Annotated in this window: 16 protein-coding genes and 1 other annotated feature; of the genes, 5 read left to right on the top strand and 11 right to left on the bottom strand. The window is 58.8% G+C overall.

Annotated elements, in window-relative coordinates:
• Positions 1-151: 151 nt before the first annotated feature.
• Together ACLH1U_RS11900 and ybaL are read left to right on the top strand one after the other, a co-directional pair.
• Positions 152-1,372 (top strand): MFS transporter, encoded by a 1,221-nt coding sequence (locus ACLH1U_RS11900; protein ID WP_023288656.1) that lies wholly within the window; start codon positions 152-154, stop codon positions 1,370-1,372.
• A gap of 225 nt (positions 1,373-1,597) precedes the next feature.
• Positions 1,598-3,274 (top strand): YbaL family putative K(+) efflux transporter, encoded by a 1,677-nt coding sequence (gene ybaL / locus ACLH1U_RS11895; RefSeq protein WP_411299256.1) that lies wholly within the window; start codon positions 1,598-1,600, stop codon positions 3,272-3,274.
• A gap of 34 nt (positions 3,275-3,308) precedes the next feature.
• Here the strand turns inward: ybaL and ACLH1U_RS11890 are convergent, their stop codons facing one another.
• From ACLH1U_RS11890 to ACLH1U_RS11850, 9 genes are all read right to left on the bottom strand, one after another.
• Positions 3,309-4,613: an inosine/guanosine kinase gene (locus ACLH1U_RS11890; RefSeq protein WP_032454205.1), complete on the bottom strand. Its 1,305-nt coding sequence runs from the start codon at positions 4,611-4,613 to the stop codon at positions 3,309-3,311.
• 63 nt (positions 4,614-4,676) lie between these two features.
• Entirely contained in the window at positions 4,677-5,639 is a 963-nt protein-coding gene (gene hemH / locus ACLH1U_RS11885; protein ID WP_023288653.1) for a ferrochelatase, read from the bottom strand.
• Positions 5,640-5,767: 128 nt separating this feature from the next.
• Positions 5,768-6,412: an adenylate kinase gene (adk, locus tag ACLH1U_RS11880; RefSeq protein WP_002892184.1), complete on the bottom strand. Its 645-nt coding sequence runs from the start codon at positions 6,410-6,412 to the stop codon at positions 5,768-5,770.
• 222 nt (positions 6,413-6,634) lie between these two features.
• Positions 6,635-8,509 (bottom strand): molecular chaperone HtpG, encoded by a 1,875-nt coding sequence (gene htpG, locus ACLH1U_RS11875; protein ID WP_023288652.1) that lies wholly within the window; start codon positions 8,507-8,509, stop codon positions 6,635-6,637.
• 111 nt (positions 8,510-8,620) lie between these two features.
• The gene (gene recR / locus ACLH1U_RS11870; RefSeq protein WP_002892177.1) at positions 8,621-9,226 is read right to left on the bottom strand and encodes a recombination mediator RecR; all 606 of its coding nucleotides are present in this window, start codon (positions 9,224-9,226) and stop codon (positions 8,621-8,623) included.
• Positions 9,226-9,558, bottom strand: coding sequence for a YbaB/EbfC family nucleoid-associated protein (locus tag ACLH1U_RS11865; protein ID WP_008805448.1), 333 nt, complete (start codon positions 9,556-9,558; stop codon positions 9,226-9,228). Before ACLH1U_RS11865 ends, recR begins: the two co-directional genes overlap by 1 nt.
• 57 nt (positions 9,559-9,615) lie before the next feature.
• The gene (gene dnaX / locus ACLH1U_RS11860) at positions 9,616-11,523 is read right to left on the bottom strand and encodes a DNA polymerase III subunit gamma/tau (protein ID WP_105490880.1); all 1,908 of its coding nucleotides are present in this window, start codon (positions 11,521-11,523) and stop codon (positions 9,616-9,618) included.
• Positions 10,219-10,283: a sequence feature (DnaX frameshifting element), on the bottom strand. It overlaps the preceding gene by 65 nt.
• Before the next feature lie 92 nt (positions 11,524-11,615).
• Positions 11,616-12,167, bottom strand: a complete 552-nt coding sequence (apt, locus tag ACLH1U_RS11855; protein WP_023288650.1) for an adenine phosphoribosyltransferase — start codon at positions 12,165-12,167, stop codon at positions 11,616-11,618.
• A 150-nt stretch (positions 12,168-12,317) separates the two neighbouring features.
• Positions 12,318-12,695, bottom strand: a complete 378-nt coding sequence (locus ACLH1U_RS11850) for a DUF454 family protein (RefSeq protein ID WP_004204740.1) — start codon at positions 12,693-12,695, stop codon at positions 12,318-12,320.
• A gap of 69 nt (positions 12,696-12,764) precedes the next feature.
• Between ACLH1U_RS11850 and priC the strand changes: the two genes are divergently transcribed.
• The 3 genes from priC (at position 12,765) to ACLH1U_RS11835 (ending at position 14,445) form a co-directional block, all read left to right on the top strand.
• Positions 12,765-13,292, top strand: coding sequence for a primosomal replication protein N'' (gene priC, locus ACLH1U_RS11845; RefSeq protein WP_048296890.1), 528 nt, complete (start codon positions 12,765-12,767; stop codon positions 13,290-13,292).
• A gap of 12 nt (positions 13,293-13,304) precedes the next feature.
• Positions 13,305-13,478, top strand: a complete 174-nt coding sequence (gene rsmS, locus ACLH1U_RS11840) for a pleiotropic regulatory protein RsmS (protein WP_004204742.1) — start codon at positions 13,305-13,307, stop codon at positions 13,476-13,478.
• A 67-nt stretch (positions 13,479-13,545) separates the two neighbouring features.
• On the top strand, positions 13,546-14,445 hold the full coding sequence (locus ACLH1U_RS11835) for an Rpn family recombination-promoting nuclease/putative transposase (RefSeq protein WP_032454012.1): 900 nt from the start codon (positions 13,546-13,548) through the stop codon (positions 14,443-14,445).
• Between the two features lie 35 nt (positions 14,446-14,480).
• Here ACLH1U_RS11835 and mscK read toward each other — a convergent pair whose 3' ends face one another.
• Both mscK and acrR read right to left on the bottom strand, forming a co-directional pair.
• Complete coding sequence (mscK, locus tag ACLH1U_RS11830) at positions 14,481-17,828, bottom strand: mechanosensitive channel MscK (protein ID WP_237902200.1); 3,348 nt, start codon at positions 17,826-17,828, stop codon at positions 14,481-14,483.
• A gap of 129 nt (positions 17,829-17,957) precedes the next feature.
• A complete protein-coding gene (acrR, locus tag ACLH1U_RS11825) occupies positions 17,958-18,608 on the bottom strand; it encodes a multidrug efflux transporter transcriptional repressor AcrR (RefSeq protein WP_023288646.1) in 651 nt (216 codons plus the stop codon).
• Positions 18,609-18,707 lie beyond the last annotated feature (99 nt).

Here is an 18,707-nt window from a genome sequence, read left to right as displayed (position 1 = left end):
TCGTTCCTGGCGAATTTGTCCTCGCTCACCCCAGTCACTTACGAGAGTAAGCTCCTGGGGATTCGCTGCGTCGCCGCCTGCCTGCAACTCGAATTATTTAGGGTAACAACCTGCATTCTCTACAACAAATCGAACTCGCTGAAGTGAACCTATGACAACCAACCAATCCGCTCAGACCTTACCCAGTACCGACGCGCCGCCGCAAAAAGCGCGCACCTCGTTTGGCATCTTAGGCGCGATCAGCCTGTCCCATTTGCTTAACGATATGATCCAGTCGCTCATACTCGCTATCTACCCGCTGCTGCAGGCCGAGTTCTCCCTTACCTTCGTGCAGATTGGGATGATCACCCTCACCTTCCAGCTCACCTCATCGCTGTTCCAGCCTGTGATTGGCTACATCACCGATAAACGATCGATGCCGTGGTCGCTGCCGGTGGGCATGTGCTTTACCCTCTGCGGTTTGATCCTGCTGGCGCTGGCCGGTAGCTTCGGTATGGTGCTGCTGGCCGCCGCGCTGGTGGGTACCGGCTCCTCGGTTTTCCATCCGGAATCATCCCGCGTGGCGCGGATGGCCTCCGGCGGCCGTCACGGCCTGGCCCAGTCGCTGTTCCAGGTCGGCGGCAACTTCGGCAGTTCGCTTGGCCCGCTGCTGGCGGCGGTGATCATCGCCCCGTATGGTAAAGGCAACGTCGCCTGGTTCGTGCTGGCCGCCCTGCTGGCTATCGTCGTGCTGTCGCAAATCAGCCGCTGGTACGCCGCGCAGCACCGGATGAATAAGGGCAAACCGAAGCCGGCGATCGTCAATCCGCTGCCGCGCAATAAGGTGATTCTGGCGGTAGGTATTCTGCTGATGCTGATTTTCTCGAAATACTTCTATATGGCGAGCATCAGCAGCTATTACACCTTTTATCTGATGCATAAGTTCGGCTTATCGGTGCAAAACGCCCAGCTGCATCTGTTTGCCTTCCTGTTCGCGGTTGCCGCCGGGACGGTGATTGGCGGGCCCGTTGGCGATAAGATTGGACGAAAATATGTTATTTGGGGCTCTATCCTCGGCGTGGCGCCTTTCACCCTTGTTTTACCCTATGCCAGCCTTGAATGGACCGGAATTTTAACGGTGATCATTGGTTTTATCCTCGCCTCGGCCTTCTCCGCTATTCTGGTCTATGCCCAGGAGCTGCTGCCGGGACGTATCGGCATGGTTTCTGGCCTGTTTTTCGGCTTCGCCTTTGGTATGGGCGGCCTTGGCGCCGCGGTCCTGGGCCTGCTGGCGGACCATACCAGCATCGACCTGGTATATAAAATCTGCGCCTTCCTGCCGCTGCTGGGATTCCTGACGATATTTCTTCCTGATAACCGGCAAAAAGCCTGATTATCCGGCGGCCAAAGTGTAACGCTGGCCGCCGTTACCCCTTGCGCCATCGGCCTGATGCGCGCATTCCTCTCTCGATTTTTCCTTCTGTGCCTTTTCAGCGGCCAATTGCATTTTTTTGCACAATTCAAGAATTATTCATAAACAAAGTGAACGTTTTTGTCATAAACTATTACGCGGACAGGGTAGCAAAATGGACCGATTCACCACTGGAAAGGAGACGGAATGCACCACGCAACACCGCTAATCACCACCATTGTCGGCGGCCTCGTGCTCGCCTTTATTCTCGGCATGATTGCCAATAAGCTACGTATTTCTCCTCTGGTGGGATATCTCTTAGCGGGCGTGCTGTCCGGACCTTTCACCCCTGGCTTTGTTGCTGACACCAAACTGGCTCCGGAACTGGCGGAGCTCGGCGTGATCCTGCTGATGTTCGGCGTCGGCCTGCATTTCTCCCTCAAGGATCTGATGGCGGTAAAGTCGATCGCCATTCCCGGGGCCATCGCCCAGATAGCCGTGGCGACGCTGTTGGGTATGGCGCTCTCCGCCGTCCTTGGCTGGTCGCTGATGACCGGCATCGTCTTTGGTCTGTGCCTCTCCACCGCCAGTACCGTGGTGCTGCTGCGCGCCCTGGAGGAACGACAGCTGATTGACAGTCAGCGCGGGCAGATCGCCATCGGCTGGCTGATTGTGGAAGACCTGGTGATGGTCCTGACGCTGGTCCTGCTGCCGGCGGTGGCCGGTATGGCGGAGAAAGGCAACCTCGGCTTCGCTTCCCTGGCCCTCGACCTCGGGATCACCATTGGCAAAGTGGTGGCCTTTATCGCCATTATGATGCTGGTCGGCCGTCGGCTGGTGCCGTGGATCATGTCGCGCAGCGCGGCCACCGGCTCGCGCGAGCTGTTCACCCTGTCGGTGCTGGCCCTGGCGCTGGGCATCGCCTTCGGCGCCGTGGAGCTGTTTGATGTCTCCTTCGCCCTCGGCGCCTTCTTTGCCGGCATGGTGCTTAACGAATCCGAGCTGAGCCACCGTGCCGCTCATGACACCCTGCCGCTGCGCGACGCCTTCGCGGTGCTGTTCTTTGTCTCCGTCGGTATGCTGTTTGACCCGATGGTGCTGGTCCAGCAGCCGCTGGCGGTGCTGGCGACGCTGGCGATCATTATCTTTGGTAAATCCGCAGCCGCCTTTTTCCTCGTGCGTATGTTTGGCCACTCGCCGCGTACCGCACTGACCATTGCCGCCAGCCTGGCGCAGATAGGTGAATTTGCCTTTATTCTCGCCGGCCTGGGGATGGCGCTTAACCTGCTGCCGCAGGCCGGGCAAAACCTGGTGCTGGCCGGAGCGATCATCTCGATTATGCTCAACCCGGTACTGTTCACTCTGCTGGAGAAATATCTCGATAAAACCGAAACCCTCGACGAGCAGACCCTGGAAGAGGTGCTGGAAGACGAGAAGCAGGTGCCGGTCGATATCTGCAACCACGCGCTGCTGGTCGGTTTCGGCCGCGTCGGCAGCCTGCTGGGCGAGAAGCTGATGGCCCAGGGGATCCCGCTGGTGGTGGTTGAAACCTCGCGCACCCGCGTGGATGAGCTACGCGAGCGCGGGATCAGCGCGGTGCTGGGCAATGCCGCCAATGAAGAGATCATGGAGCTGGCGCATCTCGACTGCGCCCGCTGGCTGCTGCTGACCATTCCCAACGGCTATGAGGCCGGCGAGATTGTCGCTTCCGCACGGGAAAAATGTCCGCATATCGAGATTATCGCCCGCGCCCATTATGATGACGAAGTAGATTACATTATCGACCGTGGGGCCAATCAGGTGGTGATGGGCGAGCGGGAAATTGCCCGCGCCATGCTGCAGCTTCTGGAAACGCCACCCGCCGGTGAAGTGGTCACCGGCTGATGTTCTGCCCTCTCCCGTCGGGAGAGGGACTCGCTTACCGATCCCAGTACGCCTCTTCCAGGCTGTCCTCACGTTCCGGCAGGCCGCGGGTTAAGCGCGGCGAGTGCTGGTTCAGCACCTGATAGCTCACGCGGTTGGCATATTTACACACCTGCGCCAGCGAGGAGTAGGTCAGCCATTTGCATTTGTGTTTGCTGGAGTTGGGGACGTTATTGCGATGGTAGTTATTGGCGGTGATGTCATGCAGCAGCGCCGCCAGCGCGCCGTCCCCTGCGCCGTTGGTGTTCATGATCTTCTCCGGGCCGCCCATATACGGCGCAATATGCGAATAAATACGCAGCGGATTGACGCAGTCCTGGTGACGCATCGCGCGACTGAATTCGAACTGGTTAAATTCCGGGATCGCCCCCGGCAGCAGCGGATGCTGGGTCTTACGCTTCGCCTCTTCTTCAGTGAAGCCCGCCATATACAGCCCCGCCGGTCCGGCGGTGCACAGCACCAGGTCGACCCAGTCCAGCGCTTTATCCGCCGCCGACAGCGGATCGGCAAAGCCGGTCAGCGCTTCCCCTTCCTCTTCATTCATCGCCAGAATCGAGACATGCTCCTGCAGGAACTGCTGCCACCACGCCGGGTTATCGGCAATCACGTATTTGGTTCCAAGAGTCAACACCACCGGCACATCATGCTTTTTGGCATACTCGATGGCTTTCATCGTCGCGTCCGGCATCGGCTCGCCCGGCTTGCAGCGTACCAGGTAGGAGGTCAGCACCAGCGCCGAGGCGCCGGCGATCACCGCTTCCGGAATGCTTTCCGGGCGCAGCTTGTTCATATGTCCCGGGCTGATGGCGAAGGTGCGCTCGCCGCTGTCGCTGATCAGGGTGAAGCAGCGGCCAATGGCGCCGTCGACGCCCTGCAGATAGTTCAGATCGGTACGGCTGGAGGTATTGCACAGGTAGCGATAGGCATAGCCGCCGATTTCGATATTGCTGCACATGACGCCAAGCAACACCGAGCGATCGTCCGCCAGCACCGAGTAGTTGTGCATGGTATTGCCGATCGTGCCGCCGGCAAACTGATGGGTAATAAGATTATTGCGCACCAGCTCCTGGTACAGCGCCTCAGCGACGTCATCTTCAATCACCAGCGAGTGGCCCGCGCTCAGGCCGTAGCGCACGATAAACGCCTCATCCACTTTCGCTTCGATATCCACCAGCGTCTGGTCGATACCCACCACCCAGGAGACGCTGGATTCATTCTCCGGCTGAATTTGCTGCAGCAGCGGGTCGCGGGCGTTAACGGGAAAATAGTGTTTGGATTTGCGTTTACCGGGAAATTTCATAGTGGCGCTTAAATAACAGGGAACAAGCGGGAAATAGTAGCATATTCCCCGCCCTGCGCGCGATCAGCGATAAGGCGCCGTCAGGTTGACCATCATCTCAATATGCGCGGCGTCCGCGTTAAGCGCCGGAATGTATTCATATTGCTTTCCGCCCGCTTCGAGGAATATTTCCCGGTTCTGGACGGCGATCTCTTCCAGCGTTTCGAGACAGTCGGCGGCAAACCCCGGGCACAGCACCTGAATATGCTTCGTCCCTTTCTCGCCGAGCATCTTCAGCGTCTCATCGGTGTACGGCGTCAGCCAGGGTTCCCGACCAAAGCGCGACTGGAAGGTCATCATCACCCGCTCCGGCGGGAGCCCCAGCGCGGAGACCAGTTCCCGCGTGGTATCGCGACAGCGCTGAGGATAATCATCCCCTTGATTGGCATAGCGCTGCGGGATCCCATGATAGGAGAGCAGCAGCAGATCCGGTTCCCCATGAACGGCAAACGAGGCGCGCACGCTGGCCGCCAGGGCATGGATATAGTCCGGGTGCCCGGCGTAATCGCGAATAAACGAGATACCGGGAATGGCGCGTTTCTTCGCGAGGATCCGCGCCAGCTCATCCCAGACGGCAGCCACCGTCGAGCAGGAATATTGCGGATACAGCGGCAGCACTACGATGTGCCCCACCCCCTGCGCCAGTAAATCATCCACCGCGCTGGCCAGCGACGGCGATCCATAGCTCATACCCAGCGCCACCGGGGTATCCGGCAGTCTGGCGGCCAGCGCCTGCTGCTGACGACGGCTGTATACCATCAGCGGCGACCCCTCTTCCATCCAGACGGACTGATAGAGTTTAGCCACGCGGGGAGAGCGAATCGGCAGTATGACGCCGCGCAGCAGCGGCCACCATAGCAGACGAGACGTATCCACCACCCGTTTGTCGCTGAGGAATTGTCGCAGATAGCGCTTCACCGCACCGGGGGTGGGCGCATCGGGAGTGCCTAAATTGGCCAGCAAGATACCTGTTTTCGTCTGATGCATTACCGCCTCTTAACCATTTGAATCGCAGCCAATTGTAGCTGAAATGGCGCTAAACGGAACCAATCATAGCAAAAGGTAGGAATGAGAGGAGTTCTCATCCTGCCGCAGCAGGATGAGAAAAGGCTTTATCAGCCGAGGATTTTTTCCAGTTCGGCGCGCACGTCAGCCACCGCTTTGGTGCCGTCGACTTTGGCGTATTTGGTGTTGCCCGCCTGCGCTTCTTTGGTGTAGTAGCCGATCAGCGGCGCCGTCATCTGATGATATTCCACCAGGCGCTTACGCACGGTCTCTTCCTGGTCGTCTTTACGGGTGGTCAGCTCTTCGCCGGTCACGTCGTCTTTGCCTTCCACCTTCGGCGGATTAAATTTGATGTGGTATACGCGACCGGATGCCGCGTGAACGCGACGGCCAACGATGCGGTCGACGATCAGTTCGTCCGGCACATCGAATTCCAGCACGTAATCAACGGTAATGCCCGCTTCTTTCATGGCGTCAGCCTGCGGAATAGTGCGCGGGAAGCCGTCCAGCAGGAAGCCGTTACGGCAATCTTCCTGGGCGATACGCTCTTTAACCAGCGCGATAACCAGCTCATCGGTCACCAGCTTGCCGGCGTCCATGATGTCTTTCGCTTGCTTACCGAGCTCGGAGCCGGATTTTACCGCAGCGCGCAGCATATCGCCGGTGGAGATTTGCGGAATACCGTATTTCTCCATGATGAACTGAGCCTGAGTTCCTTTACCCGCGCCCGGAGCGCCAAGCAGAATAATACGCATTACGAAAATCCCCTCAAAAGTCGATTCAATTTTTCAAAAACGCTAAACCATACCACCAGAACGGCGATGGCTCAAGGAAGGCGGTGCGGCTGAAACGGTTAATGGTGAGATATTTTATGCCATCCAATGTGAAATGCCCCGCCGGAGCAAATCGCTCAGACGGGGCATTTATCCCGTTCCCGGCGTCGCGTCGCTCGGCCGGGCTACTCATTCAGGTTCGCGTCAGGAAGCCAGCAGCTGGTTCATACGGCGGATAAACTGGTTCGGATCTTCCAGCGTGCCGCGCTCGGCCAGCAGCGCCTGATCCAGCAGCAGTTCCACCCATTCGCCGAACTGCGCGTCATCCTGGGTATCGGCTGCGCGTTTCACCAGCTGATGCGCCGGGTTCAGTTCGAAGATGTATTTCACTTCCGGCGCCGCCTGGCCCGCAGCCGCGAACAGCTTCGCCATCTGGGTGCTCATCTCGTCGGCATCGGTGGTGACAATCGCCGGGGTGTCGGTCAGACGATGGGTCAGACGCACCTCTTTGACCCGGTCGCCAAGCAGGTTTTTCACACGCTCAACGAACGGCTCCAGCGCTTTTTCGGCTTCTTTGGTGGACTCGTCCACTTCGTCCGCCAGTTTGTCCAGCGACTCGTCGGCTTTAGCGACAGACTGGAACGCTTTGCCGTCGAATTCGGTCAGGTAGCTCATCATCCACTCGTCGATGCGATCGGAGAGCAGCAGCACTTCGATCCCTTTCTTACGCAGCAGTTCGAGGTGTGGGCTGCTTTTCGCCGCCGCATAGCTGTCGGCTGTGATGTAGTAGATCTTCTCCTGACCGTCTTTCATACGCGAGACGTACTCTTCCAGCGACACGGTCTGCGCGGAGGAGTCGGTATGGGTGGTCGCGAAGCGCAGCAGTTTGGCGATCGCCTCCTGGTTGCTCGGATCTTCCGCCGGGCCCTCTTTCAGCACCAGGCCGAACTGTTTCCAGAAGGTCTGATATTTTTCGGCGTCGTCTTTCGCCAGCTTATCCAGCATCTGCAGCGCGCGTTTGGTCAGCGCGGTGCGCAGGTTACGGGTCACGCTGCTGTCCTGCAGGATTTCACGGGAGACGTTCAGCGGCAGATCGTTGGAGTCTATCAGGCCGCGTACGAAGCGCAGGTAGTTCGGCATAAACTGCTCGGCGTCATCCATAATGAACACACGCTGGACGTACAGCTTCAGGCCGTGTTTATGATCGCGGTTCCACATATCCCACGGCGCCTGCGACGGGATATACAGCAGGCTGGTGTACTCCTGCTTACCTTCCACGCGGTTGTGGCTCCAGGTCAGCGGGTCGCTGTAGTCATGGGCAATGTGCTTATAGAACTCTTTGTACTCGTCGTCGTTAACTTCAGACTTGCTGCGGGTCCACAGGGCCTGCGCCTTGTTGATTTTTTCCCAGCTGATAACGGTTTCGCCGTCTTTCTCTTCCTGTTTTTCAATCTCAACCGGCAGCGCGATATGATCGGAATACTTGCTGATGATGGAGCGCACGCGCCAGTCGTTGAGGAAATCGTCCTCACCTTCGCGCAGATGCAGGGTGATTTCGGTCCCGCGATCGGCTTTGGTGATGTCGGCCACGGTATATTCCCCTTCGCCGGCGGATTCCCAGAACACGCCGTTTTCAGGTTTATCGCCTGCCGCACGGGTGCGCACGGTCACTTTGTCCGCCACGATGAAGGCCGAATAGAAGCCGACGCCGAACTGGCCAATCAGTTGGCTATCTTTTGCCTGGTCGGAACCCATGGATTCCAGGAACGCTTTGGTGCCGGATTTGGCGATGGTGCCGAGATGGTCGATAACCTCTTCCCGGTTCATGCCGATACCGTTATCGGCGATGGTCAGGGTACGGTTGTCTTTATCAAACGAAACCCGCACGCGCAGCTCGCCGTCTCCCTCATACAAATCCGGCTGCGACAGCGCGCGGAAACGCAGCTTATCGGCCGCATCAGAGGCGTTGGAAATCAGCTCACGCAGAAAGATTTCTTTGTTGGAATAGAGGGAATGGATCATCAGGTGCAGAAGCTGTTTTACTTCTGACTGAAAACCACGAGTTTCTTGTCCTTTCATCTGATTCAACCTCAACAATGCCATTTTAAATGGGTAAAAAACCGTTGAGTGGGAGATGGGGACAGCGGGGAAATTTTTCAAGCGGAGGCGGCGATGGCCGCCTCCATTTGTTCAGAAAGTAATCTTGTGGCGACCGGCCAGTGAGTGGGACAGCGTAGTGCCGTCGACCATCTCCAGCTCGCCGCCCACCGGCACGCCGTGGGCGATTCGGCTGGCGTCGACGCCATACTGCGCGCACAGCTCTGCGATGTAGTTGGCCGTCGCCTCGCCCTCAACGGTCGGGTTAGTGGCAAGGATCACCTCGGTGATCGACTCCGCCTCCAGCCGTTGTTCCAGGCGATCGAGCCCGATGTCGTCAGGCCCGATGCCGTCGAGCGGCGACAGGTGCCCCATCAGCACGAAGTAGCGGCCGGAATACTGCCCGGTCTGCTCAATGGCGTAGATGTCCGCCGGACTCTCCACCACGCAGATTTGGCCGTTTTCCTGGCGACGCGGGTTGCTGCAGATATTGCACACCTCCTGCTCGGTGAAGGTGCGGCAATCGGCGCAGTGGCCGATCTCCGACATCGCGCGCGTCAGCGCCTGCGCCAGACGCATCCCGCCGCTGCGATCGCGCTGCAGCAGGGTAAACGCCATGCGCTGCGCGGACTTCGGGCCGACGCCCGGCAGACAGCGCAGCGCTTCCATAAGCTGAGTTAACAGCGGGCTGGTTTGCATCAGAACGGCATCTTGAAGCCTGGCGGCAGCTGCATACCGGCAGAGACGGAAGCCATCTTCTCTTTCTGGGTCTCTTCGATACGGCGCGCGGCGTCGTTGAACGCGGCAGCCACCAGATCTTCCAGCATCTCTTTGTCATCTTCCAGCAGGCTTGGGTCGATCTCCACGCGGCGGCAGTTGTGCGCGCCGTTGATGGTCACTTTCACCAGACCCGCGCCGGACTCGCCGGTCACTTCCAGCTGAGCGATCTCTTCCTGCATCTTCTGCATTTTGTCTTGCATCTGCTGGGCCTGCTTCATCAGGTTACCCAGGCCGCCTTTTCCACCAAACATAGGCTTCTCTCTCAGTCAGTCATCATTAAAGGTACTGACTGCAAGTCAAACTTGCAGTCAAATGGGGCGGATACTCTCTTCATCCAGATCGGCGTCGAAGAAACGACGCAGGGTCTGAATGTTATTATCCGCAATAATCGCGTCGCGCGCCTGCGCGAGCTTCTCTTCATAAATAGCCTGCCGCCACTCCAGCGGCGTGCGCATCGCGGGATTATCGTCTTCCACGATGGTCAATTCAACCGGCGTACCGTACAACACCCCCAGCGCTTCAGCCAGCTTTTGCTGCGCGCCGGCGGAATTGAGGTGGCGCTGACTGGGGCGCAGATGCAGACAGACGCGATTGCCCTCCTGCTCTTTCCACGCGTTGAGCGCCACCTGCTCGACCAGCTTCGGTACCGCCAGCTGGCTCACTTCCGCCGCCCAGCTGTCGCGCTCGACCGCTTCAACGGCAAGTTTAGCCGCCAGCTCCGGCGTTTTTTCATGCTCCAGCGCTTTTTTCAGCGCTTTAGGCGTGGCGACTTCGACTTTGGTCTCTTCAACCACCGTCGTCGCCTTCCAGCGATAGGCCTCTTTCTTCGCCGGGGCCTGCTCCAGCGCCGCCGCGGCCGGACGAGCCTGGACGCGCTCGGTAATCGAACTCAGTCGCTCCAGCGCAGCGTTATTCACCGGCCGCGCGCGGGAAGCGGCTGCCGGTTCACTCTTTTTTGGGGTGGTTGCTCCCTGGCTGCGCTGCAGGTGGCTGCGGGCCGCCAGCACCTGGCTGGTGGTCGGCGGCAAACTCTGCGACGGCTGCGGCGGCGGCGCTGCGGGGGAAACCGGCTGGCGCGGCGCGGGCGCGGCGGCCAGTGCCGGCTGCACCTCCGGCTCGGGCAGCGGCTCACGCGGATGAAACGCCAGGGCGCGCAGCAGCGTCATTTCGACGCCCATCCGCCGGTCCGGGGCATAGGGCAGCTCTTTGCGGCCAATCAGCAGCGTTTGGTAGTAGAGCTGAACGTCGCCCGGCGGTACGGTGCGCGCCAGTTCGCGCATTCGCACTTCGACCGCGGCCATGTCGGCGCCCAGCGCCGAAGGGGACAGCTGAACCATGGCGATGCGGTGCAGCAGGCTCTGCATCTCCACCAGCAGCGCCTCCCATTCAACGCCGCGCGCGGCGGCGTCATTGACGCCCGCCATGACCCGCTCGCCATCGGCGGCGACCAGGGCTTCAATCAGCGACAGCGCCTGATCGTCATCGAGGGTGCCGAGCATGGCGCTCACCGACGCCGCCGTCAGTTGCCCTTCTCCACTGGCAATAGCCTGATCGGTCAGACTTAAGGCATCACGCAGACTGCCGTCGGCGGCGCGCGACAGAAGCTGCAGCGCGCGGGGCTCGAAGGCAATCTGCTCTTCGCCAAGAATATGCTCCAGCTGATGGCGGATCTGTTCAACGTCCAGCGCCTTCAGGTGGAACTGCAGGCAGCGGGATAAGATCGTCACCGGCAGCTTCTGCGGATCCGTCGTCGCCAGCAGGAATTTGACGTGCGCCGGCGGCTCCTCCAGCGTCTTTAATAACGCGTTGAAGCTGTGGCGCGACAGCATATGGACTTCGTCGATGAGATAGACCTTAAAGCGGCCGCGGGCCGGCGCGTACTGGACGTTATCCAGCAGGTCGCGAGTATCTTCGACTTTGGTTCGCGAGGCGGCGTCAATCTCAATCAGATCGACAAAGCGCCCCTGTTCTATTTCCCGGCAGTTATCGCACACGCCGCAGGGGGTGGCGGTGATGCCGGTTTCACAGTTTAACCCTTTCGCCAGCAGGCGGGCGATGGAAGTCTTACCGACCCCGCGGGTACCGGAAAAGAGATAAGCGTGATGAATGCGCCCTAACGACAAGCCGTTCGCCAGTGCGGTCAGCACATGTTCCTGGCCGACGACGTCAGCAAAGGTTTGTGGGCGCCATTTACGGGCTAAGACCTGATAACTCATGGGCTGGCTCTGAAACGCTGGAAGGTGAAATCACGAAGGGGTCATGCTATCACAGCCCCGCCCGATCGGCGAGGCTATGTGGAGGGATTTGCTTAGTGGCCCGGGAACGGCACCAGACTGTAGCAGTGGACCCCCAGCTTCTCCAGGCGCTGTTCGCCGCCCAGATCGAAGAGATTGATAATGAAAGCGGCATCCTGTACTTCGCCGCCGAGACGGCGGATCAGTTTGACCGTCGCGTCGATGGTTCCGCCGGTCGCCAGCAGATCGTCCACCACCAGCACTTTGTCGCCCGGTTTGATGGCGTCAACGTGGATCTCCAGCTGATCGGTGCCGTACTCCAGCTCATAGCTCTCAGCGATGGTTTCACGCGGCAACTTACGCGGCTTGCGTACCGGAACAAAGCCCACGCCCAGCGCCAGCGCAACCGGTGCGCCGAAAAGGAAGCCACGCGCCTCAGTCCCTACCACTTTGGTAATTCCCGCGTCTTTGTAGCGCTCGGTCAGCAGTTCAATGCTGAGCGCGTAAGCTTTCGGGTCTTCCAGTAAACTGGTGACATCGCGGAAAAGAATGCCAGGTTTTGGATAATCCTCGATACTCTGGATGCTGTTCTTCAGATATTCAAGCTGCTGTGCAGTTGCGGTCATAAGTGTATGCCTGATTGAAACGGTGTTACCCACGGGCGTGCAAAAGGGGCCAAAGAAACATTTGTTTAACCTTTGACCAGGCTTACCCGCGCTCGAAAACGCCAGAATTTACTGGCTGTCAGCAACAATTGCAACAGGCATTATTGCGCATCAGTGCTTTTGTTGCTTTGCGTCAACCACCGGAATGCGCCACATAAAGATCAGCAGACAGGCCAGAATGACCAACAGCATGATGCGCACCCACGTAAGCTTAACCAGCCACAGTGAAATAGCAAAAGTCGCCACGATCATGGCAATGGCGCGCGGTTTGGCGCCGCGGGGCATGGCGCGGTACTGCTGCCAGTGGCGAAGATAGCCGCCGAACCATGAGCGATACAGCAGCCACTGGTGAAAGCGCGGCGATGAGCGGGCAAAGCACCAGGCGGCGAGCAGAATAAACGGCGTCGTCGGCAGCAACGGTAAGAAAACACCCAGCGTACCCAGCGCTACCGCCAGCCAGCCGATAATGGTTAAAATAACAGGTGGCATAATGCGAATCGTTATCAAACAGATACGGCTACTGTAGCACAGTTGGCTGATGGAAAATGGAGGGGGCGGGTGAAAACAGCTCAACTTTTACAAACGCTGAACAATCAGCTCAGCGAGCTGGCCGCGCTGGTGGCGCCGCTGGCGGAGCACGCGACCCTCAGCCCGCGCTTTGACCGCCAGCTCTTCCACACCCGCAGCACGCTGATGCAGGCCTATCTGGCGGAAGCCCAACACAACTTCAGCCAGCTCCGCCAGGCCGTCGAGCGCCAGCAGCTGCCGCAGGTAGCCTGGATCGCCGAGCGGCTGGCGGCGCAAATCGCCGCGCTGCGTCGCGAAACCGCCACCTGGTCGCTGCGCAGTTGGGACCATGCCTCGCCAACGCTGAGCCGCTGGCAGCGCCGTCGCCTGCAGCATCAGGAGTATGAGCGCCGCCTGCTGGCGATGCGCGACCAACGCCAGCGCCAGCTGACGCAGGCTACCAGCCTTGACGAGCAGCAGCGGCTGGCCAGCGAAGTCGAGGTCTACAGCGGACGGCTGGCGCGCTGTCGACAGGCGCTGGATAAGATTGAAAACGTACTGGCGCGGCTGACGCGCTAACAGGAGAGTCTGATGTCGCTGGAAAATGCCCCCGATGAGGTCAAACTGGCCGTCGATTTAATCATGTTGCTGGAGTCGCATCAGATCCCGGCGCAAACGGTGCTGGACGCGCTGGAAATTGTCAGGCGGGATTATGCAAACAAGTTAAAAAACGCGGAAAGCGCCTCGCAAACGCCGCAGAAGTAAGATGTTGCCCACGACGACGTGCTGGCAGAGTGGTCCTCTGCGCATGACGCCGATGGAGGCAATATTGATGGAAAAGGTCAGTCAAACCCCGCACGATGCGGTTTTTCGCCAGATGCTGATGCATCAGGCGGTGGCGAAGGATTTCCTGCAGCTGTATCTGCCCGCGCCGTTTCTGGCAATTTGCGAGCTGGATTCACTGCAGCTGGTCTCCGGTAGCTTTGTTGAAGAGGACCTGCGCGCCAGCTATTCCGATATCCTTTACTCACTGCGCACCCGCCACGGACCGGGCTATGTTTACGCGCTGATCGAGCACCAGAGTACCCCGGACAAGCTGATGGCGTTTCGCCTGCTGCGCTACGCGCTGGCCGCCATGCAGCGTCATCTGGACGCTGGCCACGACACGCTGCCGCTGGTGGTGCCAATTCTGTTTTATCACGGCAAGGTCAGCCCCTGGCCCTGGCCCCGCAACTGGCAACAGCTATTCGCCGAACCGGCGCTGGCGAAGGCGCTCTATAGCGGTGATTTTCCGCTGGTGGACCTCACCGTTATGCCAGATAATCAGATCGTCCGTCATCGGCGTATGGCCATGCTGGAGCTGTTGCAAAAGCATATCCGCCATCGCGATCTGGCCGAGCTGCAGGTGCCGCTGATTGCGCTGATGACGCAAGGCTATCTGACAGAAGCGCAGTTAAATACGCTGCTGCGCTATATGTTGCAGGCGGGTACCACGGAACATCCGGGGGCGCTGATCCGCGCGCTGGCGGCGCAGTCGCCCAGACATAAGGAGCTGATGATGACCATTGCCGAATGGCTGGAAGAGAAAGGCCGTAAACAGGGGCAGCAGGAGGGCGAACAGGAAGCCACTCGCAGCATCGCCGCCAGAATGCTGGCGCGCGGCCTCGAACGTCAAATCGTGCGGGAACTCACCGGGCTTAGCGACGAAGAGCTCGCCGCGCTGACGCCCTGATGCAGCAGGGGCGGCTTTGCGCCGCCCCTTTTCAGTTAAGACGCGACGGAGGGAGCTAAATCGTCACCCTTTCCGTCCCGCTTCACTTCCGTGACCTCGTCGCCCTTTTCATTTCGCAGATGGACTTCCAGCTGGTTAAAGGCAATGTTGATGTCATTCTCCCGGCACAGACGGTCGATGGCGCGGTTGAGCTCATCCACCGTGTAGCTGCGATCGCGCAGTTCACGGACATACAGACGCAGTTCATGATCCAGGGTACTGGCCCCGAAGGTGGTGAAGAAGACCGCTGGCGCTGGCTCCTGCATCACTTTCGGATGATCGTGCGCGACCTTCAGGAGCACCTCCTTCACCTTATCCAGATCGGAACCGTAGGCGACGCCGAGGCGGATCACCACGCGGGTCACGGTGTCAGAGAGCGACCAGTTGATCAAGCGCTCGGTAACGAACGCCTTGTTCGGGATGATCACCTCTTTGCGATCGAAGTCGGTGATGGTGGTGGCGCGAATACGGATTTTGCTTACCGTACCGGAGAAGGTGCCGATAGTCACCGTATCCCCAATGCGCACCGGACGTTCGAACAGAATAATCAGGCCGGAGACGAAGTTACCGAAGATCTCCTGCAGACCAAAACCTAAACCAACCGACAGCGCGGCCGCCAGCCACTGCAGTTTATCCCATGAGACGCCCAGCGACCCGAATACCGTCATCGCCCCGATGGCGATAATCGCATAGTTAAGAATGGTGGTGATGGCGTAGGAAGTCCCCTGGCGCATGTTGAGCCGCGACAGGACCAGCACCTCCAGCAGCCCCGGCAGGTTGCGGATCAGCGCCCAGGCAACCATCGACGCCACAATGGCAAACAGCAGGCTGCCCATCGTGACGCTGCGCACCACGCTGGCCCCTGCCTCGGTGCCGTTGTAATGCCAGAGAGTAATGCTGTCGAGGTAGGCGAAAACGGTGATCAAATCCGACCAAATCGCCCAGAACATGACCGCGAACAGCGCGATCATCACCAGCATGGTGATGCGTAACGTCTGCTGGTTGACCTGCTCGAGGGCGATAGTCGGCTCCTCCTGCGGCTCGGCGCCTTCCGCGCCCTCCTTCACCAGATGCTGACGGCGCGCCAGCGCCCGGCGCCAGGCGATGCGCCGCGCCGCCACGCTCAGGCCGCGCAGCACAGTCTGGTACAGCAGGTTCCAGATCATGACCAGATAGACGGTCTCGATCCAGCGTCCCGCCAGGCGCAGCGTGGTGTAGAAGTAGCCGGTCGCCGTTAGCACCATCAGGGCCACCGGAACGATAGACAGCACTGTGATCGTCAGCAGGCGCAGGCTGTGCGACTCTTTATCGCGCCAGCTTTCCCGGCACATCGGCCAGACCAGCACCGCTATCAGCAGTAAGTTGAAGAAAATCACCAGCTGCCCCAGCACGTCGTCCATCAGGTTCAGCGGCGACAGCTCGGAAATCACCGACCAGAAATTCAGCGGCAGCAGCGCCAGGCTGACGCGAACAATCTGCCGCCGCCAGTGGCTGGTCAATTGCGCCGGCATATTAAAGTGGCTGACCGCTACGCCGTTCTTTTCCAGCACTTTCCAGCACAGGCCAAACACCAGCCAGAACATCGCCAGCTTTTTACTGTATGCCCACAGTAGAGCACTGATATTGAGCTGCATGGTGAGTAAGATCAGGCCAATCGCCAGAATCACCAGCACCACCGGTAAGGCGCGGATCAGGTCGATAAGGATCGCCTTCGGCGTATGCAGTTGGGTATCATTGCGCAGCTGGCCTACCTGGGAGGCAAGCTTTGCCTGATAATCCTTGAGCCACTGCAAACGCCAGCGGATCAGGCCGGCAATCAGCAGCAGCGGTAATCCGGCAAGAAAAGCGACAAACACCGCTGGCCACGCTTTTTCCCAGTTCACGGTGATTTTCATCGCCTTAAACTGACCTTTCAGCGCTTCCGGGAAGGCCTTAATCCACTCCCAGTCCATCGGTTTATTGCTGTTCACCCAGAAAATTTGCTGGGTCAGAATTTCTTTCAGGCTGCTCGAGACGCTCATCAGCTGCTGCTGGTTGATCTGCAGGTTGATGGCCATCATCAGCTGATTCCCCAGCTGTTTATTGAACTGGTCGAGCAGCTCCCGGCGCATGTCGATCACTTCCAGCAGCGCGGCGTGCACTTCATCGTTTACTTCAGCGCTGTGCCCCTCTTCCAGCTTAGCGACATAGGCATCGCTCTGGAACAGCGCGTCGCGTTTCTGATTCACCTCGAACTGTTCGAGCCGCAGATCGGCAATGCGATTGGTCATATCCTGCAGCTCATCCGCCGACGGCAGCGTCTGCTGCTGCTGGTAGAGAATGCGCGACAGCAGCAGGCTGCCCTTGAGCACGGAAATTTGCTCTTTAATATCCCGCTCAGACTGCAGGGCGCGGTCGAGCCAGTTCTTCACCTGAATATTGCGCTGCACCAGCTGGTTGCCGTTCTCCGTCGCCTGAATCAGTTTCTCGCTCAGCTGGTGGTTGATATCCAGCTCCTGCTTGACCAGCGGGTTGGCCTGAATACGCGCCGTTTCGTCGGGCGTGACCGCCTCCTGGGCGGTTTTCTCAGTCAGCGTCAGCCGCTTGCTGTTCACCGCCTCCTGCAGCAGCTGCAGCTGATGCTCCAGCCGGTTGCTCCAGGCGGTGACGTAGTCACGCTGCTTCTGCAGGGTATCCTGCAGCACCGTATTGCCTTCGAGGCTCTTGCGCTGCTGCTCGATCTGCGCGTTAAGCAACGCCTGCTGGGCCTGCAGCAGCACCTGCTGGGTCGGACGCAGAGTCTCATCCCCCACCGAGGTGCCATTCAGACGATTGCGGATCTGCTGCAGCTGCTGGGAGGCTTTGTACATCGCATTTTGCACGCGTTCCGGCTGCGTTTGCAGGGAAACCAACTGGCTGTTGTAGGTCGCCAGATCGTTTTGCGCATTCTGCAGATCGTCCAGCGTTTGGGTGACGCGCGATTCCAGCTGACGCAGGGAGAGCGTGCTCAGCGTTTTGCGCGTCGCGTCGTCGTTCGGGACATCGCTCAGATTGTTAAGGCTGTCCACCGCCTGGCGCAGCTTCGCCGGGGCTTGCTCGACCTGCTGGCGGAGCTGCGTCGTCTCGCTCTTGATGCGATCGATTTTATCCAGCGTTTCCAGGGTCTGGGTCAAATCCTGCTGGACCAGTTTGTCCTGCGGACTCAGTTCTTTTTGCTTGTTTAAGGTATTGAGCTGACTCTGCACCTCCGCCCGGTCAGGGAGGTCCGCGGCGCGGCCCTGAACTGGACTGAAAAGGCCAATAAAACAGAGCAGCATAATGATAAAGATGAACGTGGCGCGTTGCCTGGAGATCGTGTGCAGCATAGTTAATATGAATGAATGCAAATGCCGGAGAATACCGGGGGTCGTCGCAAGCGCGAAGAATAGCACTTCTCATCGCTGGCGAATAGCGGCGGACGGCGCTAAAAATTCACGTCCCTCCGCGCGCGACGTTTACGCTGACAGGTTCTCCGGGCCGCGCAGCGTGGGGCAGAACTGATACATCTCCAGCAGGATGGCGACATAGTCGCGCGCTTCTGCATGCAGGTCGAACGAGTCGGGGGCAAACAGCCAGTTCTCCATCAGGCCGGAAAGATAGCTGCGCATTAAAATCGCCGCTCGCCGGGTGAGTAAATTGGCGGGCAACAGCTTCGCGGCGATGCACTCTTTCAAGGTCTGCTCGATGCGCTCGTAGCTCGCCAGGGATAACTGCCGCTGGGCCTGCTGCACCACGGTCATTTCACCGACGAATTCACACTTATGGAAGATAATCTCCATCATCAACCGACGGCGCTCCTCTGTCACCGTCGCTTCAAGAACATAGACTAGTATCTCCCTGATAACTGAGAGTGGATCGTTAGGGAATTTTGCCCGATACTCAATTTCGAGATCGCTAATACTGGCGTCTGACAGCTCCCAAATTTCGTTGAATAAATCTGATTTATTCTTGAAATGCCAGTAGATAGCCCCCCTCGTTACACCCGCAGCTTTTGCAATTGTTGCCAACGAGGTAGATGATACGCCTTGCTGCGAAAACAGACGCAGAGCAACATCCAGAATCAGTTGCCGGGTTTCACGTGCCTGTTGTTTGGTTTTTCGTGCCATAGGTTAATGACTTTACAGAGGTTACGTTTACATACATTTGTGAATGTATGTACCATAGCACGACCATAATAGAAAGACTGTAGTGGGTTTGTGGTTGTT

The sequence above is a fragment of the Klebsiella sp. 1SOBk5mer genome (assembly GCF_046603115.1).
GTDB classification, from domain to species: Bacteria; Pseudomonadota; Gammaproteobacteria; order Enterobacterales; family Enterobacteriaceae; genus Klebsiella; species Klebsiella quasipneumoniae.
The sequence above is the reverse complement of the archived record's forward strand: the minus strand, read 5'-3'. Positions and strand labels throughout refer to the sequence as shown.

Coding starts and splice junctions, on each gene's coding strand:
- ybaL (WP_411299256.1), top strand. CDS start 1,598: ATGCACCACGCAACACCGCTAATCACCACCATTGTCGGCGGCCTCGTG.
- acrR (WP_023288646.1), bottom strand. CDS start 18,608: ATGGCACGAAAAACCAAACAACAGGCACGTGAAACCCGGCAACTGATT.
- ACLH1U_RS11850 (WP_004204740.1), bottom strand. CDS start 12,695: ATGCCACCTGTTATTTTAACCATTATCGGCTGGCTGGCGGTAGCGCTG.
- mscK (WP_237902200.1), bottom strand. CDS start 17,828: ATGCTGCACACGATCTCCAGGCAACGCGCCACGTTCATCTTTATCATT.
- ACLH1U_RS11890 (WP_032454205.1), bottom strand. CDS start 4,613: ATGAAATTTCCCGGTAAACGCAAATCCAAACACTATTTTCCCGTTAAC.
- dnaX (WP_105490880.1), bottom strand. CDS start 11,523: ATGAGTTATCAGGTCTTAGCCCGTAAATGGCGCCCACAAACCTTTGCT.
- recR (WP_002892177.1), bottom strand. CDS start 9,226: ATGCAAACCAGCCCGCTGTTAACTCAGCTTATGGAAGCGCTGCGCTGT.
- apt (WP_023288650.1), bottom strand. CDS start 12,167: ATGACCGCAACTGCACAGCAGCTTGAATATCTGAAGAACAGCATCCAG.
- adk (WP_002892184.1), bottom strand. CDS start 6,412: ATGCGTATTATTCTGCTTGGCGCTCCGGGCGCGGGTAAAGGAACTCAG.
- ACLH1U_RS11835 (WP_032454012.1), top strand. CDS start 13,546: ATGGAAAAGGTCAGTCAAACCCCGCACGATGCGGTTTTTCGCCAGATG.
- hemH (WP_023288653.1), bottom strand. CDS start 5,639: ATGCATCAGACGAAAACAGGTATCTTGCTGGCCAATTTAGGCACTCCC.
- rsmS (WP_004204742.1), top strand. CDS start 13,305: ATGTCGCTGGAAAATGCCCCCGATGAGGTCAAACTGGCCGTCGATTTA.
- ACLH1U_RS11865 (WP_008805448.1), bottom strand. CDS start 9,558: ATGTTTGGTGGAAAAGGCGGCCTGGGTAACCTGATGAAGCAGGCCCAG.
- htpG (WP_023288652.1), bottom strand. CDS start 8,509: ATGAAAGGACAAGAAACTCGTGGTTTTCAGTCAGAAGTAAAACAGCTT.
- ACLH1U_RS11900 (WP_023288656.1), top strand. CDS start 152: ATGACAACCAACCAATCCGCTCAGACCTTACCCAGTACCGACGCGCCG.